Annotated in this window: 18 protein-coding genes; 3 read left to right on the top strand and 15 right to left on the bottom strand. The window is 41.4% G+C overall.

Annotated features, from left to right (window positions below; genetic code table 11):
- Window positions 1–118 precede the first annotated feature (118 nt).
- From ABC361_RS04540 to ABC361_RS04510, 7 genes are all read right to left on the bottom strand, one after another.
- Complete coding sequence (locus ABC361_RS04540) at window positions 119–652, bottom strand: dihydrofolate reductase family protein (protein ID WP_413072886.1); 534 nt, start codon at window positions 650–652, stop codon at window positions 119–121.
- Window positions 653–781: 129 nt separating this feature from the next.
- Entirely contained in the window at window positions 782–2,143 is a 1,362-nt protein-coding gene (gene gdhA, locus ABC361_RS04535) for an NADP-specific glutamate dehydrogenase (RefSeq protein ID WP_413072885.1), read from the bottom strand.
- Between the two features lie 90 nt (window positions 2,144–2,233).
- Window positions 2,234–3,469 (bottom strand): MFS transporter, encoded by a 1,236-nt coding sequence (locus tag ABC361_RS04530; RefSeq protein ID WP_413072884.1) that lies wholly within the window; start codon window positions 3,467–3,469, stop codon window positions 2,234–2,236.
- On the bottom strand, window positions 3,466–5,253 hold the full coding sequence (locus ABC361_RS04525) for a S9 family peptidase (protein WP_413072883.1): 1,788 nt from the start codon (window positions 5,251–5,253) through the stop codon (window positions 3,466–3,468). Before ABC361_RS04525 ends, ABC361_RS04530 begins: the two co-directional genes overlap by 4 nt.
- Before the next feature lie 59 nt (window positions 5,254–5,312).
- The gene (locus ABC361_RS04520; RefSeq protein WP_413072882.1) at window positions 5,313–6,179 is read right to left on the bottom strand and encodes a M23 family metallopeptidase; all 867 of its coding nucleotides are present in this window, start codon (window positions 6,177–6,179) and stop codon (window positions 5,313–5,315) included.
- 69 nt (window positions 6,180–6,248) lie between these two features.
- On the bottom strand, window positions 6,249–6,866 hold the full coding sequence (locus ABC361_RS04515) for an NUDIX hydrolase (protein ID WP_413072881.1): 618 nt from the start codon (window positions 6,864–6,866) through the stop codon (window positions 6,249–6,251).
- A gap of 157 nt (window positions 6,867–7,023) precedes the next feature.
- Window positions 7,024–7,485 (bottom strand): stage II sporulation protein P, encoded by a 462-nt coding sequence (locus tag ABC361_RS04510; RefSeq protein WP_413072880.1) that lies wholly within the window; start codon window positions 7,483–7,485, stop codon window positions 7,024–7,026.
- A gap of 132 nt (window positions 7,486–7,617) precedes the next feature.
- Between ABC361_RS04510 and ABC361_RS04505 the strand changes: the two genes are divergently transcribed.
- Window positions 7,618–8,109 (top strand): hypothetical protein, encoded by a 492-nt coding sequence (locus tag ABC361_RS04505; RefSeq protein ID WP_413072879.1) that lies wholly within the window; start codon window positions 7,618–7,620, stop codon window positions 8,107–8,109.
- 69 nt (window positions 8,110–8,178) lie between these two features.
- A complete protein-coding gene (locus ABC361_RS04500) occupies window positions 8,179–8,322 on the top strand; it encodes a lmo0937 family membrane protein (RefSeq protein ID WP_413072878.1) in 144 nt (47 codons plus the stop codon).
- 39 nt (window positions 8,323–8,361) lie between these two features.
- Here ABC361_RS04500 and cysI read toward each other — a convergent pair whose 3' ends face one another.
- Genes cysI through ABC361_RS04460 form a run of 8 tightly spaced genes read right to left on the bottom strand, consistent with a single transcriptional unit; the run spans window position 8,362 to window position 17,157 of the window.
- A complete protein-coding gene (gene cysI, locus ABC361_RS04495; protein ID WP_413075716.1) occupies window positions 8,362–10,089 on the bottom strand; it encodes an assimilatory sulfite reductase (NADPH) hemoprotein subunit in 1,728 nt (575 codons plus the stop codon).
- Between the two features lie 22 nt (window positions 10,090–10,111).
- The gene (locus ABC361_RS04490; RefSeq protein ID WP_413075715.1) at window positions 10,112–11,938 is read right to left on the bottom strand and encodes an assimilatory sulfite reductase (NADPH) flavoprotein subunit; all 1,827 of its coding nucleotides are present in this window, start codon (window positions 11,936–11,938) and stop codon (window positions 10,112–10,114) included.
- Between the two features lie 12 nt (window positions 11,939–11,950).
- Window positions 11,951–12,577, bottom strand: a complete 627-nt coding sequence (locus ABC361_RS04485; protein ID WP_413072877.1) for a precorrin-2 dehydrogenase/sirohydrochlorin ferrochelatase family protein — start codon at window positions 12,575–12,577, stop codon at window positions 11,951–11,953.
- Window positions 12,574–13,338 carry a sirohydrochlorin chelatase gene (locus tag ABC361_RS04480; protein ID WP_413072876.1) on the bottom strand — a complete coding sequence of 255 codons (765 nt, stop codon included), beginning with the start codon at window positions 13,336–13,338 and terminating at the stop codon, window positions 12,574–12,576. Before ABC361_RS04480 ends, ABC361_RS04485 begins: the two co-directional genes overlap by 4 nt.
- Entirely contained in the window at window positions 13,307–14,707 is a 1,401-nt protein-coding gene (cobA, locus tag ABC361_RS04475; RefSeq protein WP_413072875.1) for a uroporphyrinogen-III C-methyltransferase, read from the bottom strand. Before cobA ends, ABC361_RS04480 begins: the two co-directional genes overlap by 32 nt.
- A gap of 9 nt (window positions 14,708–14,716) precedes the next feature.
- Window positions 14,717–15,322 (bottom strand): adenylyl-sulfate kinase, encoded by a 606-nt coding sequence (cysC, locus tag ABC361_RS04470; RefSeq protein WP_413072874.1) that lies wholly within the window; start codon window positions 15,320–15,322, stop codon window positions 14,717–14,719.
- The gene (gene sat / locus ABC361_RS04465) at window positions 15,319–16,452 is read right to left on the bottom strand and encodes a sulfate adenylyltransferase (protein ID WP_413072873.1); all 1,134 of its coding nucleotides are present in this window, start codon (window positions 16,450–16,452) and stop codon (window positions 15,319–15,321) included. The genes cysC and sat overlap by 4 nt, the downstream gene beginning before the upstream one ends.
- Complete coding sequence (locus tag ABC361_RS04460; protein WP_413075714.1) at window positions 16,453–17,157, bottom strand: phosphoadenylyl-sulfate reductase; 705 nt, start codon at window positions 17,155–17,157, stop codon at window positions 16,453–16,455.
- A gap of 281 nt (window positions 17,158–17,438) precedes the next feature.
- On the opposite strand from ABC361_RS04460, the gene ABC361_RS04455 reads away from it, so the two are divergent.
- The gene (locus tag ABC361_RS04455) at window positions 17,439–17,912 is read left to right on the top strand and encodes an Asp23/Gls24 family envelope stress response protein (protein WP_413072872.1); all 474 of its coding nucleotides are present in this window, start codon (window positions 17,439–17,441) and stop codon (window positions 17,910–17,912) included.
- The last annotated feature ends 89 nt before the right edge of the window (window positions 17,913–18,001 follow it).

Below are 18,001 nucleotides of genomic sequence, written 5' to 3'. Positions count from 1 at the left end.
AATTGATTGTTGTAATCCTATAAAAAAACTCAACTGACTCTTTAAATCAATAACCGATAATAAATGTTCGTTTTTAATTCGTTATTAATACCCAAAAAGAAGGCTTGAGCAACATCACTCAAGCCTTCTGATCCACGACATAATGCAATTCAACAAATTGATTAAACGTATGGACATGCTTTAACGTCAAATCGATTTGGTCAAACCCTTCTCGAAACAGAGGAATACCCTTACCAATTAATTTTGGCGCGACAGTAAGAATTACTTCATCAACAAGCCTTTCTTTTAGACAAGTATAGAGTAATTCTCCTCCACCAATTAACCAAATGGATTTCCCTTTCTGTTGCTTTAAATCCCTCATAACCGTCCCTACATGATCGTTAAGAAATACTGCATGTTCATGGGATCGTTCATTTGAACGAGTAAATACATAACTAGACTTATCTTGATACGGGTAATCAACAACTTCTTGGTTAACCCAATCAAATGTACGTCTGCCCATCACAACTGTATCTACAGTCTCATAAAAACGGGCAAATCCATTATCACCTTCTCCGTCAACTTCAAATAACCAATCTAGTTTTTCTTCTTTAGTCGCAATATACCCATCCAGGCTTGTTGCTATAAATAAGATAAGCTTTCGATTGTCCACCTTTTTGTCACTCCTTTCATGTCCTTTCTATTCTAACCAAAGAACCTGACAACAATTGTCACGATAAATAGTCTTCATGAATGAACTTCCTTCATTCATGAAGACGTTTTTCCCACACAAGTCATTTAATCAAATAATTCCTTGCGCGACCATTACATCTGCAACTTTTTTAAATGCTGCAATATTGGCACCTGAAATCAAGTCACCCTCTACGTCATATTCTTTGGCGGCTGAAGCGCTTTTTTTATAAATATCCGCCATAATATCTTTTAACATGCCATCAATTTCATCAAAGCTCCAGTACACTCTTGAACTATTTTGCGCCATTTCTAACGCAGATACGGCAACACCACCTGCATTTGCGGCTTTACCAGGTCCAAACCGCACATCGTTGTTTTGTAAGTACTGGATCGCTTTTTCTGTACACGGCATATTTGCGCCTTCAACGACCGCGGTGACACCATTCTCGACAAGTTGCTTGGCATCGTCTTCATCTAATTCATTTTGTGTCGCGCACGGAAAGGCAAGATCACACTTCACTTCCCATATACGCCCTTCTTCATGGAACGTTGCGTTTTCATCGTAATCTAAATACGAAGAAATTTGTTTCCGCTCTTCTTCTTTTATTTGTTTAATGGCGCTAACATCTAAGCCATCTTCATTAAAAATATAACCACTTGAATCACTACAGGCAACAACAGTCGCACCTAACTCCACTGCTTTTTCCATTGCATAAAGCGATACTTTTCCGGCACCTGATACAATCACTTTTTTCCCTTCTACATCACTTTCCTCATGTTTCAGCATCTGTTCGGCAAAATATACAGCTCCATATCCAGTTGATTCGGTTCGCATTAAACTTCCACCGACATCGATCCCTTTTCCAGTGAATGCGCCTTTTTCAAAAGCACCACGTAACCGTTTGTATTGACCGACCATAAAATCAATTTCGCGCCCTCCAACACCGATATCTCCAGCAGGCACATCTACATTTGGTCCAATGTATTTGGAGAGCTCATTCATGAAGCTTTGGGTAAACCGCATGATTTCCATATCTGACTTTCCTTTAGGATCAAAATCTGAACCACCCTTTCCTCCACCAATCGCTTGATCCGTTAACGCATTTTTAAAAATTTGATCAAACCCGAGAAATTTAACAATGCTTTCATTTACAGAAGGGTCAAATCGCAAGCCTCCTTTATAAGGGCCAATCGCATTATTAAATTGGACTCGAAAACCACGATTTACATGAATGACCCCATCATCGTCACTCCATGCGACTCGAAACGTAATCATCCGATCAGGTTCAACCATACGCTCTAATATCGCATAATCCATGTAGTGAGGCACTCGTTCAAATAATGGAATTAATGAGTGCGCCATTTCTTGTACCGCTTGATAAAATTCAGGCTGATTTGGATTTTTCTCCTTCACCTGTTCGATCACATTGTTCACGTAAGATTCTGCCTTTTTCTGTTTTATTGTCGTCACGGTTCGTCCCCCTTTTAATTGCTTCTATCACCTCTCCCCTTTTTCAACCTTCATAAAACGCTAATTATTGGTAAAATACAAGAAGCCTCTTTACTTAGCATCTTTTGCTCTTTGTTCTTGCGTATTCTCAATAAAATAGACTCGGTTTTTCTTCTTTAGTACGGGAAACGCAAACAAAAACGCTACTAGCGTCATTGAAAGTGCAAGAACAACAATTGTTAGGCGCAACGAGAAAAGATCAATCATGAGACCTGTTAGGAATACAAGTACAATTTGCCCAATACTTTGACCAAGCTGAAACATACTTGTAACTCTTCCCATCATTGGTGTTGGCACATGATTCTGATAGAACGTAGTCATGCCTGCATTCACAATGACATTAAAGAATCCTAAAATGATAAAACCAACAGCGATGGATACAAACGACCACGAAAATGCGTAAAGAACATACCCAATCGTCATAAAAAACATGCCACTCGCAATCATCCACCTTAATGTAAAATGATTGGCAAAAAAAGAAAGAATGATGGCTGATACAAGCGAACCTATTCCAGTTATGCTGACCAGTAAACTATAATCGAGTTCAGATAACCCTACCGCATTTTGCACAAATACAACTTCTTGCACATCCATCGCAAAAGTAAATAAAAGCGTTAGTTGAAAAGCGATGTAAATCCCCATTGAAAACGATTCGTTTTTGATGAAAGTTAGAACGATTGTAAAGTCAGTCTTTATTTGGTACCACGTTAAAGCTGGTGGTTTGGAACGTTGCCCCTCGTATTCTTCCGGCAAAAAACATAAAAGACTTGCGGCTAAAACGAATAGAAGTGCATTTATCCACAACGTAACGGAAGAGGAAAATGCTAGAAGAACCGAACCACCAATGGCTGGACCAATAATAAACGCACTAGATGACGTAAAAGAACGAATGGCATTAAAGCGCTTCCTAAGTTCCACAGGTACGAGCATCGTCGTATACGTGATGGATGCGGGAAAGAAAAAGGATTGTGCGAAACTTAACCCAATTAAAATGAAATAAATGACGAAGAGGTTTGGCGCAAACGGAATCATCGCGATGCCTATTGCACGAATGATATACGTAGCCATTATAATGAGTCGCTTGCTCCTGTAGTCGATAAAACTACCTGTCCACAACTTTGTGAATATATTAACAAGCGGTCCAATCATCCACAGGGCCGCAACAGCTGTTGCCGACCCTGTTAGTTGAAAAACAAGAATATTAATCACAATTAAATATATGAAGTCACCGATGTTAGCAAGCCCTGTTGTACCAAGGAGTATCGCTGGATGCTTCCACTTTCTCATCCATGTAAGTGACGATGTAAGAAGCGAATAATCGTCTCAAACATCGTGATTCGGTTTTCTACTTTCGTAAAACCGTGACCTTCATCCTCAAAGACAAGATAATCAATATCTGTACCTTGTTTCTTAAGCGCGTCGACAATTTGATCTGATTCTTCTTTAACAACTCGTGGATCATTTGCGCCTTGAATAACGAGCATTGGTTTTGTCATTGTTTCTAAATACGTGATCGGCGAATCTTTTATTAATCGTTCCTTATCCTTTTCCGGATCGCCAACCCACCGATTCATAAAGGGTTTCCATGATTCTGGCACGGTCTCAACAAAGCTAAATAAATTGGATACGCCACAGATATCGACTGCAGCTTTAAACCTTTCGGGATGGCGCCCATGCAATAAAAGCGTCATATAGCCTCCATAACTTCCCCCTAGGACAACCAGTTTTTCTGGATCGATTTTTTTCTGTACTGCTAACTCATCCAATCCTTGAAGAATATCAAAACGTGGCCCATCGCCCCAGTCTCCTTCGACCATTTTTGTAAAGCTTGCTCCATATCGAGTTGATCCACGGTAATTAGGCATAAATACTTGATAGCCTTCATAAACAAGAATTTGGCTGTTGGCATCATAATCTAGCAGATCTGCCCATTGCGGTCCGCCATGTGGCATAAGCACCGTGTATCCATTCGCTTTATCAGGCTGTGGCTTATACAATAACGCCTCAATCTCTAACCCGTCGTACGAAGAATAACGGATCACATCAGGCTCACTTAATTCTTGCTCATGTATACCAGTCACACGCACTTCTGTTAGCTGGTTCCATTTGTTTTCATGATACATGTAAATGTTGCTTGGTCTTGTTGGCGTTGAACCTAGCACAACGAGTGACCCTGAAGTAGTAAGTTCGACTTGTTCCACAGATTTAACCGGTAATGCTCGTTCTTCATAGACCCCTGTGTCGAGATGATAGTGATAGCATTTATCTAGCACGCCTGCTGTTGCAATCAGGTACATGGAAGTTTCATCTTCCGTTAATGTAAGACTTGTGATCGCTTCCCCATCAATCGTCAAAAGCTCTTCAAATGTTTTCGTTTGTGGACTGTAACGTGCTAAAAAACTAAACTCCTGATTAACATTTGTTGTAAAGTAGACTGTTCCGTCTTTTAAGATCACACTATCCGAGGTAACATGCTCGCGATCAGCGCCTGGAATAAGAGGTTCACTCGTTCCATTTCTATACAGGTACCCGACACTCGATGTATTTCCATATACGTTTGCATAGGTAAACGATTGTTCATCCTCACTTAACGCGGATAAAGATAATCTTGCCCCCTCTCCCTCTAAAACCATTGACTCCTCTTCTGTTTCAAAATGATATGTGTATAAGTTAAAATAAGTCTTATTGTCCTGATCAGATGTGTAGTAAAGTGTTTGCCCATCCTTTGATTGCGCACACACGTTAAAATGCGTATTCTCTCTTGTTCGAATTGGGGTCAGCTCTCCGCCTTCAACAGACAGACCATACAATTGTGCTTTCTCATTTCCATCGTGGTCAAAGCTGACGATAATAAATGATCCATCCGTACTAAAACGTAAATCGTATGCCACCTGTCCAACAGAGGTTAATTGATACGGGAATCCAACCTCAACGTCCATCGCCCAAATTTCTGGTACGCCTGTAAAGTCAGCCTGAAATGCAATCGTCTTCCCATCTGGACTTACCGCAAATCGCGTTACCTTAACTGTTTTCAAAAATGCTCGTACATCTGGTTTTTTAAACGTTACCATCCAATCAATCCTTTCGTTCCCTTTAGAATAGAATCATTAAAACTTTCTGTCTATTTACATTAAGCGTTCTTGACCATTTCCCCTCTTATTGGCTCATCACCTCGTTTTATGCGAATCGACTGTGCAGAAAAAGGGTCTTGCTGATTCATCACATGAAAATGAATATGTGGTTCTGTTGTATGACCAGAGTTGCCACATTGCCCCAAAAGAGCTCCTTTTTCAACAACGTCCCCTACTTTAACCATCATGCTATGTTGTTTCATATGGCAAGTTAGACTATATTCGTCGAAATCATGTTTGATAATGACATAGTTTCCAAAAGGCTGATCTTCGTTCGTTTGAATACCTGGCTGGACATCTTCTTCTGTTGATACACACTGAACCACAGTTCCTTTACAAGGCGCATAGATTTCTTTACCAAATGCAAAATAATTTTCATTTTGATCAGGTTCGCCATCAAACGTATAGCCGTTGCGACTCACTACAAAATCGTAAGCATACCGCTGTTGTTCGAGGGGGTAATGGTAATTAACCAGTTCGTTTGTCCCTCCCCAAAGCGTCAACCAACTACCTTTAAACGGAAAAGCGTACGTATTTTTTGACCACAGCTTGTCTGATGGGTAAGCCATCCTAGCAGGTACAATTTGGAACCCATAAATAATATGATCTTCAGAAAATAACACTCGTAACCCTAACGTTTCCTCATGTGACAGCCATTGGTATTCTGTGAAACCTTGAATCTCCATTGTTGAAACCTGCATAAACTGTAGTTTTTCGTTTAGCTGTTCCTCACAGAAAGCAGTAAATGCTTCAAGACTGATTTGTTCTCGAGACGTGTCGCTTAATTGCTGATAGATCGATTCGTATCCCTTATGAATTAACACTTCTACAAAATTAGCCGGTGTGACCGCATACATTTTTTTCATCCTTCACACTCCATAGTTAAGTTTTCATATTCTCTATACTGCTTTTTCATGAAAAAGGTTTCACCATCATTATTCAAAATAAGCTTCCACCTGCGTCTGATCTAAAAAACGAAACATTGTTTTTACTTGTTCTTCTGTATTCCGCTTCGCAGATAATGGGGGTAACGAATCGCTCGCAAAAAAACCGACTTGGTCTGTTTCCAACCCTTTACTTGCTGCCCCCTTTGTTATCTCACATTGTAAAAACACTTTGTAGTAATGAAATGGCTGAAGGGGATGGCCATGCTTCTGCATATCATACAATCCTAACAATCTTTTCGCTTTTGTTTGATAGCCTGATTCTTCATAGATTTCTTTTTCTACATTTTCTTTTGCAGACGAACCAACCTCACAGAAGCCTCCTGGTAATGACCAGAGCTGATCTCTTTTTTCGCGAACAAGCAGGATTTTATTATCTTGAAACACAACACCTCTTACATCAAGTTTCGGTGTTTGATAGCCTGATTCGTTTTCGAATAATGCTTTTACAAGTTTCGTATCCACATCGCCGTAATGAGCAAGGATGTCCGCACTCATGGATAACAATTCATCGTAACGTTCTAAATCATAGGGATCGTTTGAAAAAGCTTTTCCTGATTGGGCAATGGCTTGCATACGATTAGCCCAATAAAGCCATTTTTCACTCATCGTCTTCACCTCATCGTAAAAATACTCCTATTGACAGAAGCATAGTGTCTGATTAATAACTGAATCCCTACGCGCCTCTTATTTTGAATTATACCATTTAAACGTTAAAAACAGCTCATCGCTTGAACGATAAGCTGTGTATGATGGGCATCTTAATCTAGTTCATTTGATGAATAATGTTTTTTACGAGTTCTACAGTTGTCTCCAGTTCTTCATCCGTATTTTCCACGCCACCGATATAAAGGTTGATGTTCTCGTCACCTTGAGCTTTACCATCTGAACGAGCAAAAATGCCTCTGCTTAAACCAGGCTGAGTCTGCTCAAGCTCCTGGTGAAGCTCTTCGGCGACACTAAGAAGAACGTCTCCATTAACGACAGAAGTATCAATTTCAATTAAAATCCTGGCCTGGTCTTCATCATCCGTTATAAGCGTGGAGTAAGCTTTCGATATTAAATCTTCCCCTACATGGTAGTCATATTCAATTGAAGAGCTTGTCCACAAATGATCAATTGGTTTCACCTCGTCCACATGCTGTTCTATTGTTTCCCCACTTAAGAAATATGGAAAAAACAATAGACTTGCTACTAGCCACTTATGCATCGCTTCACCTGCTTTCAAAAAGAGTTCTTCTACTATTCTATGAAACACAGACAGTGAATATGCCTATCATTTTTGTAAGATTTTGTTCGTTTTATGATCGATTTGACAGGGTACTTGTAGAATATCAAACGTTCTGAAAGGGGCAACACCATGAAGCACATCACTTTAGCAACTGTCTTCCTGTCCGTTCTTTTTATCGCAGGGTGTAATCAAAATACGTCTGTACCGGGTCTTGGAAATACGACGGAAGATTTTGAAGCTGAGTACGGAGATAATGAAATCACTGAAGACGAGTCAACCTATGATTATACCGATTACACAGGGTATCTAACTGTTTCGTTTGATGATGACCGTGCCACAAAAATTCATCTAGACTTACAAGCATTAGAGCGAGATGCGTTTTTTTCTGAAGAAGATGCGGTTGAACAAGTTCGTTCCCATTTGCCGGATGATGTCACGGAAGAAGATCGCAGCAATGAATCAGATTATTCCGAGCTAACCTATCGTAGTGAACAAATCCTTGAATTTGTTCCTGAATTTGAGTCAAACCATGAAGATGCAACAATAACTGTACAGCTCATAGGAGAAGAAGAAGGATATACGGAAGCTCTCCTTTTAATCGAGGGCGATTCTAGCAACTAGCGTTTATTCTCCTTTGTAATAGGGAAAGATACTATTGTTCAACTTATTTAACCATTGGAGGTCAAAATCATGCTTTGGACAATTATTGGTATTATTATTGCCGTTTGGCTTGTAGGACTCGTGCTTGATGTTGCAGGTGGATTCATTAATTTACTACTTATTGTTGCACTCGTAGTACTAATTATTCAGTTAGTCAGAGGCGGCAGGAAATAGAGAAACCCGGCATCCATATTGGATGTCGGGTTCTTGCGTTTAAGCATCAGCTTTTTCTTTATGAAAATCGAGACCTGATTCTGTTTTGTAAATGTAGCCTGAGCGAATAACGAAATCACCGAAATGCTCTTTCTCTACTCGATTTTTTGCATAATCATGAATGATCGGTGCAAGGGTATCAAGAATTTCTGTTTCGCCAATGTTTTCTTTGTACATTTTACTTAAACGTTCACCAGCAAAACCAGCACCTAGATAAAGATTATACTTACCTGGCGCTTTACCGATAAAGCCGATCTCAGCTAGCGCTGCTCGTGAACAGCCATTTGGGCACCCAGCCATGCGTATCGTAATATCCTCATCTTTTAATCCTGCATCGTCCAATACATATTCAAGCTTGGAAACGAGTGAGGGCAGATACCGCTCTGATTCAGCCATCGCTAAGCCACATGTAGGAAATGCTACGCACGCCATTGAGTTTCTTCGTAAGCCTGATGTGTACGCACCGTCTGTTAATCCGTGCGCTTCAATTAACGCTGTAATTTGCTTTTTCTTCGCTGACGAGACATTACTAATAATGACGTTTTGATTTCCTGTTAAGCGAAAATCACCAGAATGGACCTTAGCAATTTCCCGTAATCCAGTCATTAGTTGATAGTCACCATCATCTTTAATTCTGCCATTTTGTACAAAAAGCGTGTAGTGCCAACGGCCTCGTACGCCTTTCGTCCACCCATATCGATCACCATTATGATCAAACTGAAACGCCGTCGCCTCTTCTAGCTTCCACCCTAAGCGTTCATGTAATTCCGTTACAAGCCAATCTAAACCACGTTTATCAATTGTATATTTAAATCGTGCATATTTACGCTCTGAACGATTTCCATAATCGCGCTGAATGGTAATGAGCTTTTCAGCTACATCAACCATTTGCTCCGGTTTACAAAAACCTATTACACGCCCCAGCTGAGGATAGGTTTGCTGGTCGCCATGAGTCATGCCCATCCCGCCACCTACTGCAATGTTAAACCCTTTTAGTTTTCCATCTTCAATAACCGCAATATAGCCAATATCTTGAGAAAACACATCCACATCATTGGCTGGTGGGATCGCTACACCAATTTTGAACTTTCTTGGCAAATAAAGTGGACCATACATCGGTTCAATCTCTTCTTGTTTCGGTGTTTCAGCGACTTTTTCTTCATCAAGCCAAATTTCATGATAGGCTCTAGTCTTCGGCAACAAATCATCGCTTAATTTCCGTGACCATTCATACACTTCTTGATGATAATCTGATTGATACGGATTTGGTGTGATCATGACATTTCGATTAACATCTCCACACGCTGCAATTGTATCCATGAGCGCATCGTTGATCCCTTGAATACTTTTTTTCATATTCCATTTTAAAATGCCGTGAAGCTGGAACGTTTGCCTCGTTGTTAATCGTAACGTGCCATTGGCATACTCTTGGGAAAGTTCATCCATTTTCAACCATTGTTCAGGTGTCGCTACTCCTCCCGGAAGTCGAACACGCACCATAAATTGATAGGCAGGTTCGAGCTTTTGTTGTCTTCGTTCATCTCTTAGATCACGGTCATCTTGTAAATAACTACCGTGAAATTTCATTAAGCGATTATCATCATCATTGATACCAGCACTAATTGGTTCGTTTAATGCTTCTGTTAACGTGCCTCGTAAATAATGACTATCCTCTTTTATCCGCTCTACGTCACTCGGAGGTCCATCCTGTGCTTGAATTTCATCAATCTTTTTCACTGCCATCCCTCCATTAATATACGTCTCGCAAATATCGGTTTTCTTGTTGCATTGCTGTTAAATAAGCATTCGCTTCATCGTCATTTTTTTGACCTTGTTCTTTAATAATCTCAAGCAAGGTGTCCTGAACATCTTTTGCCATTCGTGTCTCATCTCCACATACATACACATAGGCACCTTTTTCTAACCATGAAAATAGTTCGTCTGCATGCTGTTTCATCCGATGCTGGACGTAAACTTTTTCTTTACTATCACGTGAAAATGCCACGTCCATTTTGCTTAAGACCCCTTCTTGCAACCAGCGCTGAAAGTCTGTTTGATAGAGAAAGTCGGTTGTGAAATGCTGATCCCCGAAAAATAACCATGCTTGGCTTTCCACGCCGAGCTCTTCTCTTTCTTCTAAAAAGGCACGAAATGGCGCGACACCCGTTCCAGGGCCAATCATAATAATTGGTGCTTCTTGGTTTTCAGGTAAACGGAAGCTTTCATTTTTTTGAATAAAAATTGGCAGTGTATCGCCTGGCTCTTTTCGCTCAGCGCATTCAACGGAACAGACGCCTGTTCGACTACGTCCATGTGCATCATATCGAACCGCACCAATTGTTAGATGCACTTCGTCTGGCTCCGCTTCAAACGAACTTGCGATCGAGTATAAGCGTGGCGGCATCTTTCTTAAAATAGCTGCAAAATCACCTGCGCCACCTTTCCAAGGTCCATAATCTCGGTAAAGATCAATCAAGTCACGCCCTTCCAGATACGCTTTTAATTGTTCTGAGGACTCGGCTTGAAGAAGCTGTGAGATGGCATCATTTTCAGATAGAAGAGATGCTTTTTCTAGTAAGGGCTTTGTTAATACGGTTAGCTCAAACTGTCGTTGTAACGCTTCTTTTAATGGGAGGACGTCGCCTTTTTTATTAATTGGGACTGCTTCTTGCGGATCCCAACTGGTTGCTTCAAGCAACTGGTTCACTAATACGTCATCATTTTCCGGGAAAATCCCTACACTATCTCCTGGTGCAAAAGACAAGCCAGACCCTTCAAGGGATAATTCAAGATGACGAGTTTCTTTTATAGATCCGCGTCCATTTAAATTAATATTTGTTAACACTTCCGCTAAATAAGGATTCGACCTTGAATAAGCAGCTGTTCCCACTGCTGGTGCTTCCGCTTGTTGCGTAGAACTAATCTGCTGTTCACCAGCTTGTTCTGTTAAACTTTTTAGTACGCCTTGAATCCACTCATTTGCATCTTCATCAAAATCAAGATCGCAGTCTACGCGAGGAAACAGGCGTGTGCCGCCTAATTCAGCCAAGCGCTCATCGAAGTCTTTTCCTGTTTGGCAGAAAAATTCATACGACGAATCGCCTAAAGCTAATACCGAATAAGCCACACCATCTAACTTCGGTGCTTTTCTACTGTACATAAATTCATGGAACGTGATGGCATGATCAGGCGGGTCACCTTCTCCATGTGTGCTTACGATGACGAGCAAGTGCTTTACATCTTTAAGCTGTTTTGGCTTATATGTATGCATCGATGAAAGGGTAACGTCTACACCTTGTTCCTTCAGCTGATCTGCTGCTTGTTGAGCGAGTTGCTGCCCATTTCCTGTTTGCGAACCATAGAGAATCGTTGCCTCTCGTTTTTCAGCAGTCGGACGTTGAGCTTGTGCCTGCTCGGTTTCCACACTAGCCGCTATTTCTTGAACAGCAGTGTTTCCTGAAGCAGCCATATAGCCACTTAACCATACTTTTTGCTCTTGCGTTAAAGATGGCAATAGTTGATTAAGCCATTCAACTTGTTCTTTGCTAAATGGACTGTTGGTTGTTTGCAACTGCAAGTGATTCACCTCTTACCTTCTTTTTTCTAATGATGCGAACGCGTTGTTGAACCATTCTTCTCGGTTTGGATCACGTAATCGTTCAGGTCGAGCTAATTCTTTTAAAACGGCAAGCTTTTCTTCCCTTTGCCCGTCTTGCGCTAATAACTTTTTTCGAGCTTGTTGCAAAAACACCAGGTCCCTTTCAGCGTTTTCAGGAAGTACTTCTTCAAGTATTGCTTTAATTCGTTTTGTATATGAAGGGCTTGCACCAGCGGTCGAGACACTCACACTCAATAGTCCCTTATCAATTTGAGCAGGTACGTAAAACTGTCCTGCTTGAGCGTCATCGCACGCATACATCATTTGACGAGGAGCTCGATTGTTCATGATTGAGCGATGGAGCGCTTGATCGGTTGTGCACAGGAATACCCAATCGGAAAGAAGGCTTTCTTGTCCCGTTAAACTACGCTGTTCCCAGCGGAAGCCATCTTCTTGTATCAATGCGTCCCACTCCCCCACTAAACGAGGTGCAAGTACATGGACTTTTGCACCGGCGTGGATGAGCGCTTTGCAACGTTTATGCGCAACCGTTCCACCACCTACAACGGTAATTGTTAGTTGAGATACTTGAATCATGTAAGGCAGCGCAACGGTCATCGTTTCATCACGTCCATCGTCAACGCCTCTTTCACTCGTGCTTCTAAGACAGCCTCTAAGCCAAAGTCAAAGCCAAGAAAATCGCAAAGAATGTAGTTCGTTTCGGTATCATTCTCTCTTTCTTGAATGGACTGCGAGAGCTCATTCATGAGCACACCAGTAAACAATAAATACGGGAGTACATACACTTTTCTCGCGCCCAACCTCTCACATTTCTTTAACCCTTCTTCAACTGTTGGGGTAGTTGCTGCTAAAAACGCAATTTCCACGTTGTCGCACGCCATTCGCTCATAAAGCAGCCGCCCAATTTTAGCCACATCGCTCGGTTGGTTGCCATCGCTTGAACCACGACCAATGAGTAAAATGGTTGTTCCTTCTTCTCTGTCGTGATCCCATTCCTGTAAGCCAGCAGCTTTCAGACGGTCAATAGCGACTTGAATCACATCGTCATGAATGCCAAAAGGGCGTCCATACGTTAGTTGTAGTGAAGGATACCTTTTTTGCGCTTCCTTTAATTCATTCGGAATGTCTTTATTTGCATGAAAAGCGGTTAATAACAAAACAGGAACAACAGCAATTTTGGTTGCACCTGCTTGTACACACCGATCAATGCCTTCTTGAATAGTTGGCGCTGTCAGCTCAATAAATGCGTGCGTTTGAAACGCTTCAAAAACTGGTTCTAATCGCTTAATAAATGTCTGAAATTGTTCGTTTCCTGCTTGAACACGACTACCGTGTCCGACATAAAGAATGGCTTGCATGTTGATTCACCTGCCCTTGCCAATCATGTAACCACTGCCCTAATCGACTATGTGCGTGGCTATGGATTAAAAGACCTTGCAACGCTCTTTTTTCTAATTCACAGACGACGTTGTGTGAGTAGCTGTATATTGGCAGGTTACGCAATGCTGGATAATCGTCTAGTAATCTGTCTAAAAGTTGAAGCTTCTCTACAGTTGAGACAAAGATATCTGTAATGGACTCTTCCTCTTTTAAACGATTTAATATGATGTCTGAGGTAGCCGTCCACTCAACTTGATCCCTTTCGTTTGCTGCATACGTGAATACCTCTCCAACTGGTTCCGTTAATAGATGAAAAAACCCATAGTGTCGCAGTGCTTCTGTTGCTTCTGAAGTCTTGCTAACAACATTCACTTTCAGCGACCGAACGTCCACTTTTTCTGCGATTAGTTGCTGAAAAAAAGCATGGACATCCTGCTCAGTTTCAAACACAAGTGAATTCCCTTCAGTTAAAAGGTTTGCTAGGTTTATTCCCTGTTTTCTAACCACTTTTGGTTGATACGCCTCTGCCCCTGCTTCGCGCAGCTGTTCAACTAGCTGAGACCCAGATTCTGAGAGAACAAGAGGATAATGGCCAAATAATGGTTTCTGTTCAAACCAGCTTTTTCCTTCATAAAGAGCTGCAACATCTCCGACAAGAGTGATAGCTGGGTTCCCTATGCCCTGCTGCTGAACAGCTTCGACGATTGTACTCAGTGTGGCTTTTACTACTATTTGCTTACTCGTTGTCCCCCACTGAATACACAATACAGATTCATCCGCAGCTCGCCCATGTTGTTGAAATTGATCAACGATGTTAGGAAGGTTTTTTACCCCCATATAAAATGCAACGGTATCAATCTTTGACAAACCTTCCCAATCAAGTTCAAGGGAATTCTCTTTTTGACTGTGACCTGTTGCAACAGCAAAACTAGTTCCTTTTGTTCGATGTGTAACAGGTACATTCGCATAAGCTGGTGCAGCAATCCCAGACGTGACACCAGGTATAATTTCGTACGGAACATGATAGCTTTCTAGGAAGGAAGCCTCTTCTCCTACTCGACCAAACACACTAGGGTCGCCACCTTTTAGACGAACCACGACTTGATGAGATTCTGCTTGTCGCACGAGTTCATCATGAATGGCTTCTTGTCGAAATACATGACGATTTGGAAGCTTTCCCACATAAATCAGGTTCGCTCCCTCTTTGGCTTCTTCTAACAAGAGCGGATTCACAAGTCGATCATACAAAACCACATCTGCTTGCCGTAAGCGTTGCATTCCTTTATAACTAATCAGACCAATGTCGCCTGGGCCTGCACCAACAAGAGAAACGGTTCCTTTTGCCATTGATCTCCCCTACCTTACAATCTGTTTGTCTTTTAAATAGTTTACGAGTTTCTCTAACGATTGTTCGACTGACTCTTCTGCTGTATCGACAGTCAAATCTGGTTGCTCAGGGGCTTCATAAGGCGAGCTAATTCCTGTGAAATGTGGAATCTCTCCAGCTCGTGCTTTTTTATAAAGTCCTTTCACATCACGTTTTTCGCATTCTTCCAGATTGCATCGCACATAAACCTCAATAAATTCATGGTCAGCAAATCGTTCCCGCACACGCTCGCGATCTGCTTGAAAAGGGGAAATAAATGCAGTGGAAACAATGGTACCTGCATCCACAAACAATTTACTAACTTCTCCAATTCGGCGAATGTTCTCGATACGGTCTTCATCTGTAAAACCTAAATCCTGATTTAGCCCTTGTCGAACATTATCCCCATCTAAGACATAGCTATTTAAGCCATTGTTGTAAAGTACTTGGTCAAGCGCATTCGCTAATGTGGATTTCCCTGAACCAGAAAGCCCTGTAAACCAAAGCAAGCAGCTTTTATGGTTGTTTTTTCTTTGGCGATCTTCTTTTGTGATGGTCGCTTCATGCCAAACAAGATTTTCAACTGACTTGCTCATGCATTCGCCTCCTCTTGACCGCGAATGAGAATCTCAACCACTTCTTTTCGGCTGAATTCCTCAGGCGGTAATTCTCCTTTAGCTAACATCTCTCTTACTTTCGTCCCTGAAAGAATCACGTGATGCTCTTTATCGTGCGGGCACGTTTTTGAAGATGCCATGTTGCCACATGTTTTGCAGAAGAAACTATGTTCAAAGAAAAGGGGCTTAATCCCTAATTCTTCAGCTTCAAACTCCTTAAAAATGTCTTGCGCGTCGTATGTGCCGTAGTAGTCACCAACACCGGCATGATCTCGACCCACAATAAAATGGGTACACCCATAATTTTTACGGACGAGGGCGTGAAAGATTGCTTCGCGCGGACCAGCATAGCGCATTGCCGCCGGAAAAACCGATAAATGAACTCGGTTTTCAGGATAGTAATTCGCCAGTAAGACTTCGTAGCTTTCCATTCTGACATCAGCTGGAATGTCTCCTGCTTTTGTCTCTCCAACAAGCGGATTTAAGAAGAGTCCATCTACTGTTTCTAAAGCCGCTTTTTGTATGTATTCATGAGCACGGTGAACCGGATTACGGGTTTGGAAGCCGACAACGGTTTTCCAGCCCTTATCTGCAAATTGTTTGCGTGTTTCAATTGGGTCAAGATAATAAGAACCAAACTGTTCCCGTTCCAAGCGCTTTGTTAGCACAATGTCCCCACCTACGTAAAACGCGGGTCGTGAAAAAAGTTTTGCTACGCCTGGATGAGCCGTATCTTCCGTCCGATACACATGCTTAGCTTCTTTCTTTTTGTCTGGCTCATAAATTGATTCAATCGTAATAACCCCGTAAACATCGCCTTTATACACAAGTTTTGCTTTCGCGTGATCTTTTAATGCTTCTGCTTTTTGCTCATCTACAGGTAGCGTAATGGGGACGCTCCACGGTGCCCCGTTAACAAGACGCATGTTCTCCACAACGGCTTGATAGTCGTTTTCATTCAAAAAACCGGTTAACGGTGAAAACCCACCGATTCCGATGAGTTCTAAATCTGATAAAGCGAATCCATCAAGCTCGATTTCAGCCACTACACCCTCTGTTGAATAGTTCGGATCATATAACTGCACTAAGTCTTTTTCTTTAACTAGCATTTAATCTTCTCCTTTCGTTGGAGCATGTAGCCCACATTCGGTCTTTTGATTTCCTTGCCAACGGCCGCTTCGATTGTCTTGACCTGGCATAACTGGATTCGTACAATACGTACAGCCGATACTTGGATAATGTTGATCATGGAGTGGATTATAAGGCAGTTTGTGAAGCTCGATATACATCCAAATCTCTTCCTCCGTCCAGTGGATGAGTGGACAAATTTTCACTTTTTTAAACCGCTGATCTTGATTAATAAATTCTGTATTTGCTCGGGTTGGTGATTGCTCTCTACGTAAACCTGATAACCATGCATCAAATGGAGCCATTTCTCGCTCAAGAACATCCAGTTTGCGAATTTGGCAGCACTTGTCAGGATTTGAGAGCCAAAGCTTGTCACCAAACTGTTGTGCTTGTTCCTCTGGTGTAAGCTGCGGCTTTGCGAGCTTAATCTGCATATCCGGATAGCGCTGCTTCACTTTTTCAATCAGTTCGTATGTTTCTTGAAAATGAAAATCTGTATCTAAAAATAGGATGTGTGCGTCTTTTTGCACCTTGGATAATAGATCAAGCATGACCATGGCTTCTGCTCCGAAGCTACATGCATAGACTAAATGTTCACCGTATGTTTGTTGGGCGAAACGTAAGATATCAAGACTGTCCCGACTCTTTAGCTTTGAATTGAGTACGTCGTAATCTTCTTCCTGCATTTCCTTATAAAGATAGCTCACCATCGCCGCTCCTTTCTTAAAAAAATATCCTTATTATAATTCCGTGTATTTTTATATGATTTAAAGAAATTCTACCCCTGTTTAAAAAGACTGTCAACTACTTATTTTCTAACTATTCTTGATGTAAGCCTGTTCTCCTCTTACCTACAGGAGCACAGACTTCCCATAAAATAACGATGTTTAACCTTTACTCAGAACGGTTAAATAAGTAACAAGTCAAATTTCCTATAACATTAAAGAATTAGAAGGAGAGATGCACAATGGCACAAACAGTAAAATCAACAGAAAAAACGAATGCACAACTTGAGCAGGAGCAACATAATCAGCAAGAGCAACAAGAAAACCGTGATCGTCTTACGTATGATGATGAAGTAATAAAAAAGATTGCTGCCTTAGCAACGATTGAAACAGAAGGCATTCTTGGAATGAGCGGCAGCTTCTTTCAAGGTATGAGAGAAACGTTTGGCGGTGATGAAAACATCACAAAAGGAATTCGGGCAGACGTTGGTGAAAAGCAAGTTGCCATCGATTTGGAAGTGTATGTAGAATACGGAAAAAGCATTCCCGAAATCTACAAAGACATTAAAGAAAGCGTCGGACGAAATATTAAACAAATGACTGGGTTAGAGCTTATTGAGTTTAATATGAACGTTGACGATGTATTCACAAGAGAAGAGTTTGATGAAAATCGTTCTGGTTCCAAATCACGTACTGATTCAAATCGTGTAGAATAGCAAATCTTAAACCCTTTGGAAGCTTTAGCCTTCTGAAGGGTTTTTTTCAAAAAAAAAGCTGTCTTCAGAGGCGTTGTTGATCCCTCTTA

It is taken from the genome of Shouchella phoenicis (assembly GCF_047238345.1).
Lineage (GTDB): Bacteria > Bacillota > Bacilli > Bacillales > Bacillaceae_D > Shouchella.
The sequence above is the reverse complement of the archived record's forward strand: the minus strand, read 5'-3'. Positions and strand labels throughout refer to the sequence as shown.

Excerpts from the sequence above, each read along its gene's own strand:
- ABC361_RS04530 (WP_413072884.1), bottom strand. The coding sequence starts at position 3,469 with ATGAGAAAGTGGAAGCATCCAGCGATACTCCTTGGTACAACAGGGCTT.
- ABC361_RS04525 (WP_413072883.1), bottom strand. The coding sequence starts at position 5,253 with ATGGTAACGTTTAAAAAACCAGATGTACGAGCATTTTTGAAAACAGTT.
- ABC361_RS04520 (WP_413072882.1), bottom strand. The coding sequence starts at position 6,179 with ATGAAAAAAATGTATGCGGTCACACCGGCTAATTTTGTAGAAGTGTTA.
- ABC361_RS04515 (WP_413072881.1), bottom strand. The coding sequence starts at position 6,866 with ATGAGTGAAAAATGGCTTTATTGGGCTAATCGTATGCAAGCCATTGCC.
- ABC361_RS04505 (WP_413072879.1), top strand. The coding sequence starts at position 7,618 with ATGAAGCACATCACTTTAGCAACTGTCTTCCTGTCCGTTCTTTTTATC.
- ABC361_RS04500 (WP_413072878.1), top strand. The coding sequence starts at position 8,179 with ATGCTTTGGACAATTATTGGTATTATTATTGCCGTTTGGCTTGTAGGA.
- ABC361_RS04485 (WP_413072877.1), bottom strand. The coding sequence starts at position 12,577 with ATGACCGTTGCGCTGCCTTACATGATTCAAGTATCTCAACTAACAATT.
- ABC361_RS04480 (WP_413072876.1), bottom strand. The coding sequence starts at position 13,338 with ATGCAAGCCATTCTTTATGTCGGACACGGTAGTCGTGTTCAAGCAGGA.
- cobA (WP_413072875.1), bottom strand. The coding sequence starts at position 14,707 with ATGGCAAAAGGAACCGTTTCTCTTGTTGGTGCAGGCCCAGGCGACATT.
- cysC (WP_413072874.1), bottom strand. The coding sequence starts at position 15,322 with ATGAGCAAGTCAGTTGAAAATCTTGTTTGGCATGAAGCGACCATCACA.
- sat (WP_413072873.1), bottom strand. The coding sequence starts at position 16,452 with ATGCTAGTTAAAGAAAAAGACTTAGTGCAGTTATATGATCCGAACTAT.
- ABC361_RS04460 (WP_413075714.1), bottom strand. The coding sequence starts at position 17,157 with ATGCAGGAAGAAGATTACGACGTACTCAATTCAAAGCTAAAGAGTCGG.
- ABC361_RS04455 (WP_413072872.1), top strand. The coding sequence starts at position 17,439 with ATGGCACAAACAGTAAAATCAACAGAAAAAACGAATGCACAACTTGAG.